Origin of the sequence: Pseudomonas palmensis, from assembly GCF_049942755.1 — a bacterium.
GTDB lineage: Bacteria > Pseudomonadota > Gammaproteobacteria > Pseudomonadales > Pseudomonadaceae > Aquipseudomonas > Aquipseudomonas palmensis.
This window is the reverse complement of record NZ_CP187958.1, coordinates 4140078-4152883: the sequence shown is the minus strand read 5'-3', so window position 1 is coordinate 4152883 and position 12806 is coordinate 4140078. Positions and strand designations below refer to the sequence as shown.

Genomic DNA, 12806 nt, shown 5'->3' with positions numbered 1-12806 from the left:
TGGAGGCCCCCCAGCCAAATACGTACTAATGGGTACTGATTCGTTCCTTGGAATCGCTGTCGCGCTTTTCATCCTTGGCGACAATCTCGGGAGCCACATCTGGCAAGGGCTCCGGGGCGTATTGCAGCGCAATTTGGAGGACTTCGTCAATCCATTTGACAGGTTTAATCTGAAGATCCTGTTTAATATTGTCAGGAATTTCCTTCAGGTCGCGCACATTCTCTTCTGGAATGATCACGGTCTTGATCCCGCCGCGGTGTGCTGCCAGCAGTTTTTCCTTCAAACCGCCAATGGCCAGCACCTGGCCACGCAGGGTGATTTCCCCGGTCATGGCCACATCGGCGCGCACCGGAATCCCGGTCAGGGCCGACACCAGTGCAGTGCACATGCCGATGCCAGCGCTCGGGCCGTCCTTGGGGGTAGCCCCTTCCGGCATGTGAATGTGGGTGTCGCGCTTCTCGTGGAAGTCGGCCGGGATCCCCAGGCTGCGTGCACGGCTGCGCACCACGGTCTGCGCGGCAGTGATCGACTCGACCATCACATCGCCCAGCGAACCGGTCTTGATCAGTTGACCCTTGCCCGGAATCACCGCGGCCTCGATGGTCAGCAGCTCGCCGCCCACCTGGGTCCACGCCAGGCCGGTTACCTGCCCTACCTGGTCCTGCTGCTCGGCCAGGCCGTAGCGGAACTTGCGAACGCCCAGGTAATGCTCGAGGTTGTCACCATCGACCTTGACGGCCACCTGCTTGAGCCCGGCATGTTCCTTGACGACCTTGCGGCAGATCTTGGCGATCTGGCGCTCCAGGCCCCGCACACCGGCTTCGCGAGTGTAGTAGCGGATGATGTCGCGGATGGCGGCAGTGTCGATCTCCAGCTCGCCCTTCTTCAGGCCGTTGGCCTTGATCTGCTTGGGCGAGAGGTACTTGACCGCAATGTTGATCTTCTCGTCTTCGGTGTACCCCGGCAGACGAATCACTTCCATCCGGTCGAGCAGCGCCGGCGGGATATTCATCGAGTTGGAGGTGCACAGGAACATCACGTCCGACAGGTCGTAATCGACCTCCAGATAGTGATCGTTGAAGTTGTGGTTCTGCTCGGGGTCGAGCACTTCGAGCAGTGCCGAGGCCGGGTCGCCACGCATGTCGCTGCCCATCTTGTCGATTTCATCGAGCAGGAACAGCGGGTTGCGCACACCCACCTTGGTCATCTTCTGGATCAGGCGACCTGGCATCGAACCGATGTAGGTACGGCGGTGACCGCGAATTTCTGCCTCGTCACGCACGCCACCCAGGGCCATGCGCACGAACTTGCGATTGGTGGCGCTGGCAATGGATTCGGCCAGGGAGGTCTTGCCCACACCCGGCGGGCCGACCAGGCACAGTACCGGGCCGCGGATCTTCTTCACGCGCTTTTGCACGGCGAGGTATTCGAGGATGCGTTCCTTGACCTCGTCCAGGCCATAGTGGTCGGCATCCAGGATCTCTTCGGCCTTGGCCAGGTCAAGGCGCACCTTGCTCTGCGCCTTCCACGGCACCTGCACCAGCCAGTCGAGGTACGAGCGCACCACGGTGGCTTCAGCCGACATCGGCGACATCTGCTTGAGCTTGTTCAGCTCGGCCTGGGCCTTGGCGTAGGCATCCTTGGGCAGGCCGGCAGCGTCGAGGCGCTTTTTCAGCTCTTCGACTTCGTTGTGGCCTTCGTCGCTGTCGCCGAGCTCTTTCTGAATGGCCTTCATCTGCTCATTCAGGTAGTACTCGCGCTGGCTGCGCTCCATCTGCTTCTTGACCCGACCACGGATGCGCTTCTCGACCTGCAACAGGTCGATTTCGGCATCCAGCAAGGCCAGGACGTGCTCGACCCGGGCGCCCAGGTCGATGATTTCGAGAATTTCCTGCTTCTGCTCGATCTTCAGGGCCATGTGGGCGGCCATGGTGTCGACCAGGCGCCCCGGCTCGTCGATGCTGTTGAGCGACGAGAGGACTTCAGCGGGGACCTTCTTGCCCAGCTGCACATACTGTTCGAATTGCGACAGCAGGCTGCGCACGAAGACTTCGGACTCGCGATCGGCGGCCTCGACTTCGTCGATCAGCGCCACATCGGCGCGAATATGCCCGTCGACTTCGACAAAGCGCTCAACCGCACCGCGCTGCTCGCCCTCGACCAGCACCTTGACGGTGCCATCGGGCAGTTTGAGCAGTTGCAGTACGGTTGCGATGGTGCCGACACGGTACAGGGCATCTTCACCTGGATCGTCATCAGCTGGATTCTTCTGGGCCAGCAGGAGGATCTGCTTCTCGCCCGTCATCGCGGCCTCGAGGGCCTCGATGGACTTTTCACGCCCCACGAACAGCGGGATGACCATGTGCGGGTAAACGACGACATCGCGCAATGGCAAAAGAGGCAAGTCGAGGGTTGTCTTCATGATTTCGCCTCTACAGCGGCCTTATGGCCGTAATCCGATGGAAATTTGAGCATGGAGTTAATGTGGGGGCAGGCCCGCAAAAAAACAAGCTCTGCGACAGGAAAAGCAAAGGGGCCCGTAGGCCCCTTGCTGGTTTGCTGCCGTCACCCGACTCAGGCGTCGGGTGCAGCCTTGGCTTGCGGCTCGCTGTTCTCGTAGATCAACAGCGGCTTGGACGAGCCATCGATGACGCTCTCGTCGATCACCACCTTGCTGACATCCTTCTGCGAAGGAATCTCGTACATGGTGTCGAGCAGGATGCCTTCGAGAATCGAACGCAGGCCACGGGCACCGGTCTTGCGCTCCAGTGCCTTGCGGGCCACCGACTTGAGCGCATCGCTGCGGAACTCCAGGTCGACGCCTTCCATCTCGAACAGCTTGCCGTATTGCTTGGTCAAGGCGTTCTTCGGCTCGGTGAGGATCTGCATCAGTGCAGCCTCGTCGAGCTCGTCGAGGGTTGCCAGTACCGGCAGGCGGCCGACGAACTCGGGAATCAGGCCAAACTTGACCAGATCGTCCGGCTCGACTTCACGCAGCGACTCGCCAACCTTCTTGCCTTCTTCCTTGCTGCGAACTTCCGCACCAAAGCCGATGCCACCGCGGGTGGAACGGTTCTGGATGACCTTTTCGAGGCCCGAGAACGCACCGCCGCAAATGAACAGGATGTTGCGCGTATCGACCTGCAGGAACTCCTGCTGCGGGTGCTTGCGGCCACCTTGCGGCGGTACCGAGGCAACCGTGCCCTCGATCAGCTTGAGCAATGCCTGCTGCACGCCTTCGCCCGAAACGTCACGGGTGATGGACGGGTTGTCCGACTTGCGCGAGATCTTGTCGATTTCGTCGATGTAGACAATGCCCATCTGGGCCTTTTCCACGTCGTAGTCGCACTTCTGCAGCAGTTTCTGAATGATGTTCTCGACATCTTCACCGACATAACCCGCTTCGGTCAGCGTGGTGGCATCGGCAATGGTGAACGGCACATTCAACAGACGCGCGAGGGTTTCGGCGAGCAGGGTCTTACCCGAGCCCGTCGGTCCGATCAGCAGGATGTTGCTCTTGCCGAGCTCGACATCGTCGTTCTTCTTGTCACGTTGGTTCAGGCGCTTGTAGTGGTTGTACACCGCTACGGCCAAGACTTTTTTCGCGCGCTCCTGACCAATGACGTACTGGTCCAGGATGCCGCTGATTTCTTTCGGCGAAGGCAATTTATGCGCGCTGCTCTCGGCCTGGGCTTCCTGCACCTCCTCACGGATGATGTCGTTGCACAGGTCGACGCACTCGTCGCAGATAAAGACCGAGGGGCCGGCAATCAACTTGCGTACTTCATGCTGGCTTTTGCCGCAGAAGGAGCAATAGAGCAATTTGCCGTTGTCCTCGCCGTTACGGGTGTCAGTCATTCGATCGATCCAATCCGGTAGGCTTGCAACACAAGATGAAGGCAATTGCGGGCTTTTTCAAGTCCACAGGTGGCGGGAGGGCCCGCCCACCCGCTTGGCTGCCTATCAAACAGGCCGCTTGTGGAGCACCGAGTCGATCAGGCCGTATTCGGCAGCACGCTCGGCGCTCATGAAGTTGTCGCGGTTGGTGTCACGCTCGATGGTTTCGAGGTCCTGCCCGGTGTGATGGGCCAGCAGCTCGTTCAGACGCGAACGGATCTGCAGGATTTCCTTGGCGTGGATCTCGATATCCGAGGCCTGACCCTGGAAGCCACCCAGCGGCTGGTGAATCATCACCCGCGAGTTCGGCAGGCAGAAACGCTTGCCATGGGCACCGGCAGCCAGCAGGAACGCGCCCATGGAGCACGCCTGGCCGATGCAGGTGGTGGAAACGTCGGGCTTGATGAACTGCATGGTGTCGTAGATCGACATGCCTGCTGTCACCGAACCACCCGGCGAGTTGATGTAGAGATGGATGTCCTTGTCCGGGTTTTCCGCTTCAAGGAACAGCAATTGCGCTGCGATCAGGTTGGCCATGTAGTCCTCTACCGGGCCGACCAGAAAGATCACCCGCTCCTTCAACAGGCGCGAGTAGATGTCATAGGCGCGTTCGCCACGAGCGGATTGCTCGATAACCATCGGGACCAGGCCGCCTGCGGCCTGGATGTCAGAGCTCTGCTGATAATAAGAATTGCGGGACATGTCCTGCACTCACTCCCAAATAGTCATGTCTTGAATACGCACAAGCCAGCTCGAAGGCTGGCTTGTGGTGTTTTCCTACAAGAGAAGGAAATCAGTCAGCGGCAGGTGCCTGCACCGGCTTGACAGCTTCTTCGTAAGAGACCGATTTGTCGGTCACAGTCGCTTTCTGCAGAACAGTATCCACAACTTGTTCTTCCAGCACAACCGAACGGACTTCGTTCAGCTGCTGGTCGTTCTTGTAGTACCACGCCACGACTTGCTCAGGCTCCTGGTAGGCCGAGGCCATTTCCTGGATCATTTCGCGAACGCGGTCTTCGTCTGGCTTGAGGTCGAACTGCTTGACCACTTCGGCGACGATCAGGCCCAGCACGACGCGGCGCTTGGCTTGCTCTTCGAACAGCTCGGCCGGCAGTTGCTCAGGCTTGATGTTGCCACCGAACTGCTGAACGGCCTGCACGCGCAGACGGTTCACTTCGTTTTCCAGCAGGGCCTTTGGCACTTCGATCGGGTTGGCAGCCAGCAGGCCGTCCATTACCTGGTTCTTGACCTTGGTCTTGATGGCCTGGCGCAGTTCACGCTCCATGTTCTTGCGAACTTCGGTGCGGAAGCCTTCGATGCCGGTTTCCTTGATGCCGAACTGGGCGAAGAACTCTTCGGTCAGCTCAGGCAGTTTTGGCTCGGAAACGCTGTTGACGGTAACGGTGAACTCGGCGGCTTTGCCAGCCAGGTCCAGGTTCTGATAGTCCTCGGGGAAGGTCAGGTTCAGAACGCGCTCTTCACCGGCCTTGGCGCCGACCAGACCTTCTTCGAAGCCTGGGATCATGCGGCCGGACCCCAGCACCAGCTGGGTGCCCTGGGCCGAACCACCGGCGAACACTTCACCGTCGACCTTGCCGACGAAATCGATGTTCAGCTGGTCTTCGTTCTGGGCAGCACGGTCGGTCGCTTCAAAGCGAACGTTCTGCTTGCGCAGCACTTCCAGCATGTTGTCCAGGTCGGCGTCAGCCACTTCGGCGCTCAGGCGCTCGACGTTGATCGACTCGAAACCGGCAACGGTGAACTCAGGGAACACTTCGAAGACGGCAACGTATTCCAGGTCCTTGCCCGCTTCGAGCGACTTCGGCTCGATCGACGGCGAACCGGCCGGGTTCAGCTTCTGCTCGACCACGGCTTCGTAGAAGGAGGACTGGATCACATCGCCTACTGCTTCCTGGCGAGCGTCAGCACCGAAACGGCGCTTGATTTCGCTCATTGGAACTTTGCCTGGACGGAAGCCAGCGATCTTGGCCTTTTGGGCGGTCTGCTGCAGACGCTTGTTGACCTGGCTCTCGATACGCTCAGCCGGCACGGTGACGCTCATGCGGCGCTCGAGAGCGGAAGTATTTTCAACAGAAACTTGCATGGATATTCCTCGTTGCACAGACGTTAGCCGGCGATACCGACTCCAGAATCAAGGGCAAGCATTCTAGTGACTCAAACACCAGAAGTCACCCCGTTCAAATCAAGGAGAACAGGCCGCGGCACATTTGAATTTCGCACAACTGCCCCGAAGCCTCTTACCTGGGCGCCGGAACCCGCCGTTGAAGGCGTTGCGGCCTGACCGGCGGGCATCCCGATGCCCAGAGGAGGCTATGGAACAGAAACTTTTCAACACACTACCGCGCCTCAGGGCGCAGCATCTTCAATTTCGTTGAACTCGCAGTATTCCTGCCAGCTCAGGCCCAATGTCTCGGCCACTTCGCGGTGCACTTCAAGACGCATCTCGCGCAGTTGTTCGGGCGACTCGGCAATCAACTCCAGGGTCAATTCCCAGGATTGAAGGCCACGCTCCTGCGCCTGGTCATCGAACGCCCACTGGATCTGCTGCTGTTGCTCGTGGGCATTGAGCCCGGCTATCTCTTCGAGCAACTGCGGGTTTGCCTGGGCAAACCGCTCTAGCGCGACCGCCTGGCGTGATTCTTTTGCAATCATGGTGCATTCCTTCCTGCGGCCGATAACCCGGCCACTGCTTCAACCGCCTGAAATCTATCAGCTTTGGCTTATTTGTCACTAGCCAGGGTGACATCGGCGACAGGTGAACAGCAGAATGCCGCGCACCTTAACATCTGGCCCTGTGCCACCCAAGCGCTGCAGCAAATCAACAAACGGCCGCCCGGTTTCTGCCAGACTCACCGGCGTCTTCTTTTCGGATACCTGCATGAATCACGAATTGTTCTGGGTCCTTGGCCTGCTGTTCAGCGCCGTCGCGCTGTTTGTCATCAATCGCCCGCGCATGGACGTGGTGGCGCTGCTGGTGATCGTCGCCCTGCCCCTGCTCGGCATCCTGAGCGTGCAGGAAGCCCTGGCCGGCTTCAGCGACCCCAACGTGGTGCTGATTGCCGCGCTGTTCGTGATCGGCGAAGGGCTGGTGCGCACCGGTATCGCCTACCGCATCGGCGAGTGGATGGCCGAACGCGCCGGCAACAGCGAAACTCGCCTGATCGTGCTGCTGATGGTGTCGGTGGCAGGCCTGGGCTCGGTGATGAGTTCGACCGGCGTGGTGGCGATCTTCATCCCGGTAGTGCTGAGCATCGCCGCACGCATGAAGGTGTCGCCCAGCCGCCTGATGATGCCACTGGCCTTCGCCGGGCTGATCAGCGGCATGCTCAGCCTGGTGGCCACGCCTCCCAACGTGGTGGTGCACAGCGAGCTGGTACGCCACGGTGAAACCGGTTTCAGCTTTTTCAGCTTCACCCCTTTCGGCCTGGTGATCCTGGTGCTGGGGGTGGGCTACATGCTGCTGACGCGCAACTGGCTGGGCAGCGCGACGCGCAAGGACGGCAGCACCGAAACCCGCCGCACCCTGCTCGACCTGATCATCGACTACAAGCTGGCCGGGCGTGAACGACGCCTGCGGGTCAGGCCCCATTCGCCGCTGATCGGCCACAGCCTGAGCGAGCTGAAGCTGCGCACCGAGCACGGTGCCAACGTGGTCGGCATCGAGCGCCAGCACAAGTTCAGCACCCGCGTGATCAGCCCCGACTCCAGTACCCTGGTGCACGAGGGCGACGTGCTGCTGCTTGACCTGTTCTCGCCCAAGGACGACCTGCGCAACCTGTGCCAGACCATGCGCCTGGAGCCTCTGCACTTCAAGGCCGCCTACTTCATCGACCAGTCGCGCGAAGTGGGCATGGCCGAAGTGGCGCTGCCACCGGGCTCGCAGTTGATCGGCAAGAACCTGCTGGAGCTGACGTTCCGCAGCCGCTGGGGGCTGAACGTGGTGGGCCTGCGTCGCGACCAGGCGGCCATCGACGAGCAACTGGTGGAAGAAAAGCTCAAGCTGGGCGACACCCTGCTGGTGATCGGCACCTGGAAGGCGATTCGCCAGCTGCAGACGCAACCGCGGGACTTTCTGGTGCTGAGCCTGCCGGCGGAAGTGGACAACGTGGCCCCGGCCCTGAATCAGGCGCCTTATGCGCTGATCAGCCTGGCGGTGATGGTGGGCCTGATGATCAGCGGCCTGGTGCCCAACGTGATCGCCGCGCTGATCGGCTGCCTGCTGATGGGCGCCAGCCGCTGCATCGACATGGAGAGCGCCTACCGGGCGATCCACTGGCAGAGCCTGATACTGATCGTGGGCATGCTGCCCTTTGCCCTGGCGTTGCAGAAAACCGGAGGCATCGCCCTGGCGGTGGACGGCCTGGTGGGCGTGCTGGGCGGTGCCGGGCCCTACGTGATCCTCGCCACGCTGTTTGCGATCACGGCGCTGATCGGGCTGTTCATTTCCAACACCGCAACAGCGGTACTGATGGCGCCGGTTGCGATCACCACCGCACAGCAACTGGGCGCATCGCCCTACCCGTTCGCCATGATCGTGGCGCTGGCCGCATCCGCCGCGTTCATGACGCCGGTGTCGTCGCCGGTGAACACCCTGGTGCTGGGGCCGGGGCAGTATCGCTTCGCCGACTTTGTGAAGGTGGGGGTACCGTTCACGATCCTGGTGATGATTGTGAGCGTGGTGATGGTGCCGTGGATTTTTGCTCTGTAGACGGCGGTGCTGCCTTCGCCGGCCATGCCGGCTCCTGCAGGAGCCGGTTTGGCGGCCACAACCCACTAACAATAACAATTATCATTTGAGAAATAATCTCGTTATACTCCGCAGCCTCATCAGCCCTGCACCGATCGCACTCGATGGAATCCAGCCCACACGCCCCTGCCAGCGCCCATGCGTACCTGCAGACGCTGTACACCGATCACCATCGCTGGCTACGCCAATGGCTGCGCAACCGTACGGGTTGCCCGGAGTCGGCGGCTGACCTGGCCCAGGACACGTTCCTGAGCATCCTGGCCTCCAAGGACCTGTTCAGCATCCGCGAGCCGCGCTCGTTCCTGTCCACCGTGGCGCGGCGCCTGATGGCGAACGTACACCGGCGCCGACTGGTGGAGCAGGCCTATCTCGAAGCGCTGGCCAACCTGCCCGAAGCCGTGGAGCCCTCGCCCGAGGTGCGCACCCTGGCCCTTGAAGCCCTGACCCTGCTGGACAGGCTGCTCGACGAACTGCCGGCCAAGGTCCGCGAAGCGTTTCTGCTGTCGCACCTGCAGGGTCTGAAAATCGCCGAGATCGCCGAGCGCCTGCAAGTCAGCACTCGCTCGGTGAAGCTGTACCTGGTGCGCGCCAACCAGCACTGTTTTTTTGCGCAACTGCCATGAGCACACCGCAACCGGCCTTCAAGCCCCGCACCACCCGTGAGGCTGCCCACTGGCTGACCCTGTGGATGGACGGCGACCTGCCGCCCGAGCAGGCCCAGGCCTTTGCACGCTGGCGCGCCGCCGACCCGGACAACGAACGCGCCTGGCTGCATATAGAAAGCCTGCGCGGTCGCCTGGCCGGGCTGGAGCCCACCGCCGGCTACCGCAGCCTCAGTCACGGCGGCAGCAGTCGTCGGCGGGTGGTCAAGGCATTGCTGCTGCTTGCCCTGGCCGGCGGCACCGGCGGCCTGGCCTACCGCGAGCCCTGGCGCAGCGGTGCGGCCCTGGCCTACCACAATGGCGCCAGCGCCCCTCGACACATCACCCTGGCCGATGGCAGCCAACTGACCCTGGATGCCGACAGCACGGTGGAGGTGGACTTCACCCCCACCCAGCGCACCCTGCACCTGCGCAGTGGGCGGCTGCTGATCAGTACCGGGCATGATGACGCGCAACGCCCCTTCAGCGTGAAGACCGCCCAGGGCAGCGTCCTCGCGCTGGGCACCCGGTTCGTGGTGCAGGTGCAGCCCGAGCGCACCGATGTGCAACTGTTCGAAGGCGCGCTGAAACTCAGCCCGCTGCACACCACGCCACAGCGGCTCAGTGCCGGTGAGCGCACACGCTTTACTGCCATGCGCATCGACGACAGCACCCGGGTGGGCCGCGAGCCTTCATGGGGCGTAGGTGCACTGGAGGCCGACGACATGCGCCTGGGACACTTCATCGCCGAACTGTCGCGCTATCGCCCCGGCCTGTTGCGCTGCGCCAGTGAAGTGGCCGACTTGCGCATCTCGGGGGTCTACCCGCTGGCCGACAGCGATGCGGTACTCGACGCGCTGACCCAGTCGCTGCCGGTCAGCATCAACCGGCGCTCGCGCTACTGGGTCACGGTCAGCGCCCGCTGAGGGAACTGGCCATTCAGCACGCCAACTCGATGCCCACCGCGTGGCCGGGCCCCGCCGTTACACTGACCTGAGCCCCGAACACCGTCTCGATGGTATGTGCATTCAGTACCTGTGCGGGGGTCCCGCTGGCGCACAACCGGCCCTTTTCCATCAGCCACAGCCGGTCGCAGTAGCGCGCCGCCAGGTTGAGGTCATGCAGCACGCACACCACCGCGATATGTGGCACGCGGGCCAGCCGGCGCAACAGGCGCATCAGATTCTGCTGCTGGCCGATATCCAGCGCGCTGGTGGGCTCGTCGAGCAGCAGCAGGCGCGGCGCCTGGCCCTCGGTGGGGCCCGCAGGGCTGATGGCCAACTGGTTCAGCGCGCGGGCGATGGTCACCCGCTGCAACTCGCCGCCCGACAGCGACAGCACGCCGCGGTCGAGCAGATGAGTGATGTCCATGGCCTCGACGATGCCGGCGCACGGCAACCCGGCATGCCCCTGGCCCAGCTGGATGAATTCGCCGACCTGCCAGTCGAACGCACTGTCCATGTGCTGGGTGACCAGGGCGCGGTTGCGCGCCAGCTGGCGCGGCGAATAGGCGCTCAACGGCTGATCGAGCAGCCGCACTTCGCCGCAGTCGGGCGTGATATAGCCGGAGATCAGCGACAACAATGTGCTTTTGCCTGCGCCGTTGGGGCCGATCAGCCCCAGTAGCTGGCCGCCCTGTATGGCCTCGGTGACCGGGCTGAGGGCAAATGGCCGATGCAGGCCGACAGCGAGAAGATCGAGCATTCAGAACTCCCGGACCTTGCGGCCCAGCAACAACCAGAGAAAGTACGGCCCGCCGATCACGCTGGTGACCAGGCCGACCGGAATCTCGGCAGGGCTGACCAGGCTGCGCGCCAGGGTGTCGGCAAGCAGCAGCAGAATCGCCCCGCACAGCATCGAGGCCGGAATCAGCAGACGGTGGCCCGGCCCGAAGTACAGGCGCAGGCAGTGCGGCACCAGCAGGCCGATGAAGCCGATGATGCCGGTGAGTGCGACGCACAGGCCCACGCCCAGCGAGGAGGCCAGCACAATGCGATTTTTCAGGCGCTCGGCATTGAGCCCCGCCGCATGGGCAGACACCTCACCCAACTGGAACAGGTCCAGGTCGGCGGCGCTGCGCACCAGCACCAGCAAGGTCAACGGCAACACCACCAGCGCTACGCTCAGGGTCGACCACTCGGCACTGCCCAGGCTGCCCATGCCCCACAGGCTCAATTGGCGCAACTGTTCTTCGCTGGCCATGAAGGTCAGCATGCCGCCCACCGCGCCGGTCAGGGTATTGATCACCAGGCCGGCCAACAGCAGGGTGATGGTCGATTCACGACCTTTGTAGCCGCGCCCGATGCGGAAGATCACCAGCGTTACCAGCAACGCCCCGACAAACCCGGCCAGAAACTGCCCATACAGCTCCAGGCCGGCAAAACGCCCATTGAACAGCACGATCCAGATCGACACCGCCAACCCCGCACCGCTGGCCTGGCCCAGCAGCGTGGGGTCGGCCAGCGGGTTGCGAAACAGCCCCTGCATGGCGGTGCCGCCTGCTGCCAGGGTCGAGCCCACCAGCACCGCCAGCAGCAGCCGCGGCAGGCGTACCTCGCTCCACACTTGCCATTCCAGCGGCGCGGGCAGATGGCCCAGCAGGATGCGCGGCGACAGGCCGATGCTGCCCACCAGCGAACACAGCGCCAGCAAGGCGCACAGGCCGGCCAGCATCAGCAACAGCGTCGGCAATGAGCGGGTGTGCGAGCGCGTCATGGGAACAGCGCCCCGGCATCACGGCGCAGTTGCAGCATGGCCGCCACGGTGCGTGGGCCCAGGTTGAGCAGCGCCTGATCGTCCACCTGCACCAGGCGCCGGTGCTGACCGGCCGGGGTCAGCGCCAGGCCGCCGAGCTTCCACAGGTTGTCCTCGCCGCCAAGGGCCTGCAACCCGGCGCGGCTGATGATCACGAAATCCGGTGCAAGCGACACCATCGCTTCGGCCGCCACCTGCTTGTAGGCACTGAACGGCGCGCAGTTCTCGATGCCCGCCTGCTCCAGTGCGGCATGGGCTTCGGTGCCGCGCCCCATGATCAGCGGGATCATGCCCGCTCGATTGAAGATGAACAGCGCCCTGGGGCCCTTGAGCGGCGCCAGTGCAGCCAGCTCGGCGGCCAGACGTTGCTGCTCTGCAACCAGCGGCGGGCTCAGGGCTTCACGGTCGAAGGCCTTGGCCACCTGTTCTATCTTGCGTGGGATATCGGCGATGCGCTTGCCCCTGGGCACTTCGATGACCTCGACGCCCACGGTATCCAGCTGGCGCAGCACCACGGCCGGACGCGCCGCATCGCTGAGCACCACCCGCCGCGGATGCAGGCTCAGGATGCCTTCGGACGACAACTGGCGCAGATAGCCCACCGACGGCAGGCGAGCCACTTCGGGTGGGTAGTGACTGGAATCGTCACGCCCCACCAACCGCGAAGTGGCCTGCAACTGCGCGGCAATCTCGGCCAGGTCGTTGCCGATGACCAATGTGTCGGCCTGATCGGCATGCACGGGCGC

General features: G+C 62.8%; 11 protein-coding genes. 3 read left to right on the top strand and 8 right to left on the bottom strand.

Going from position 1 to position 12806, the window contains the following annotated elements:
- Nucleotides 1-25 precede the first annotated feature (25 nt).
- The 5 genes from lon to ACPRTJ_RS19255 all read right to left on the bottom strand — a co-directional run bounded on the left by lon (nt 26) and on the right by ACPRTJ_RS19255 (nt 6570).
- Nucleotides 26-2422 carry an endopeptidase La gene (gene lon / locus ACPRTJ_RS19275; protein ID WP_043864491.1) on the bottom strand — a complete coding sequence of 799 codons (2397 nt, stop codon included), beginning with the start codon at nt 2420-2422 and terminating at the stop codon, nt 26-28.
- 152 nt (nt 2423-2574) lie between these two features.
- The gene (gene clpX, locus ACPRTJ_RS19270) at nt 2575-3858 is read right to left on the bottom strand and encodes an ATP-dependent Clp protease ATP-binding subunit ClpX (protein ID WP_043864492.1); all 1284 of its coding nucleotides are present in this window, start codon (nt 3856-3858) and stop codon (nt 2575-2577) included.
- Between the two features lie 105 nt (nt 3859-3963).
- Nucleotides 3964-4599, bottom strand: a complete 636-nt coding sequence (clpP, locus tag ACPRTJ_RS19265) for an ATP-dependent Clp endopeptidase proteolytic subunit ClpP (RefSeq protein WP_043864493.1) — start codon at nt 4597-4599, stop codon at nt 3964-3966.
- A 91-nt stretch (nt 4600-4690) separates the two neighbouring features.
- Nucleotides 4691-6001, bottom strand: coding sequence for a trigger factor (gene tig / locus ACPRTJ_RS19260; protein ID WP_043864494.1), 1311 nt, complete (start codon nt 5999-6001; stop codon nt 4691-4693).
- A 263-nt stretch (nt 6002-6264) separates the two neighbouring features.
- Nucleotides 6265-6570: a DUF6388 family protein gene (locus tag ACPRTJ_RS19255; protein ID WP_229589432.1), complete on the bottom strand. Its 306-nt coding sequence runs from the start codon at nt 6568-6570 to the stop codon at nt 6265-6267.
- A gap of 226 nt (nt 6571-6796) precedes the next feature.
- Here ACPRTJ_RS19255 and ACPRTJ_RS19250 point away from each other — a divergent pair, with 226 nt between their 5' ends.
- The 3 genes from ACPRTJ_RS19250 to ACPRTJ_RS19240 all read left to right on the top strand — a co-directional run bounded on the left by ACPRTJ_RS19250 (nt 6797) and on the right by ACPRTJ_RS19240 (nt 10232).
- A complete protein-coding gene (locus ACPRTJ_RS19250) occupies nt 6797-8626 on the top strand; it encodes an SLC13 family permease (RefSeq protein WP_282361303.1) in 1830 nt (609 codons plus the stop codon).
- A gap of 143 nt (nt 8627-8769) precedes the next feature.
- Nucleotides 8770-9288: a sigma-70 family RNA polymerase sigma factor gene (locus ACPRTJ_RS19245; RefSeq protein ID WP_426427182.1), complete on the top strand. Its 519-nt coding sequence runs from the start codon at nt 8770-8772 to the stop codon at nt 9286-9288.
- A complete protein-coding gene (locus tag ACPRTJ_RS19240) occupies nt 9285-10232 on the top strand; it encodes a FecR domain-containing protein (protein WP_426427181.1) in 948 nt (315 codons plus the stop codon). Before ACPRTJ_RS19245 ends, ACPRTJ_RS19240 begins: the two co-directional genes overlap by 4 nt.
- A 13-nt stretch (nt 10233-10245) precedes the next feature.
- On the opposite strand, the gene ACPRTJ_RS19235 is transcribed toward ACPRTJ_RS19240, so the two are convergent.
- From ACPRTJ_RS19235 to ACPRTJ_RS19225, 3 genes are read right to left on the bottom strand one after another with little or no spacing between them, the layout of a single operon-like run.
- Nucleotides 10246-11010: an ATP-binding cassette domain-containing protein gene (locus ACPRTJ_RS19235; protein ID WP_058541308.1), complete on the bottom strand. Its 765-nt coding sequence runs from the start codon at nt 11008-11010 to the stop codon at nt 10246-10248.
- A complete protein-coding gene (locus ACPRTJ_RS19230; RefSeq protein WP_054915286.1) occupies nt 11011-12021 on the bottom strand; it encodes a FecCD family ABC transporter permease in 1011 nt (336 codons plus the stop codon).
- Nucleotides 12018-12800 (bottom strand): heme/hemin ABC transporter substrate-binding protein, encoded by a 783-nt coding sequence (locus ACPRTJ_RS19225; protein ID WP_054915287.1) that lies wholly within the window; start codon nt 12798-12800, stop codon nt 12018-12020. The genes ACPRTJ_RS19230 and ACPRTJ_RS19225 overlap by 4 nt, the downstream gene beginning before the upstream one ends.
- Between the last annotated feature and the right edge of the window lie 6 nt (nt 12801-12806).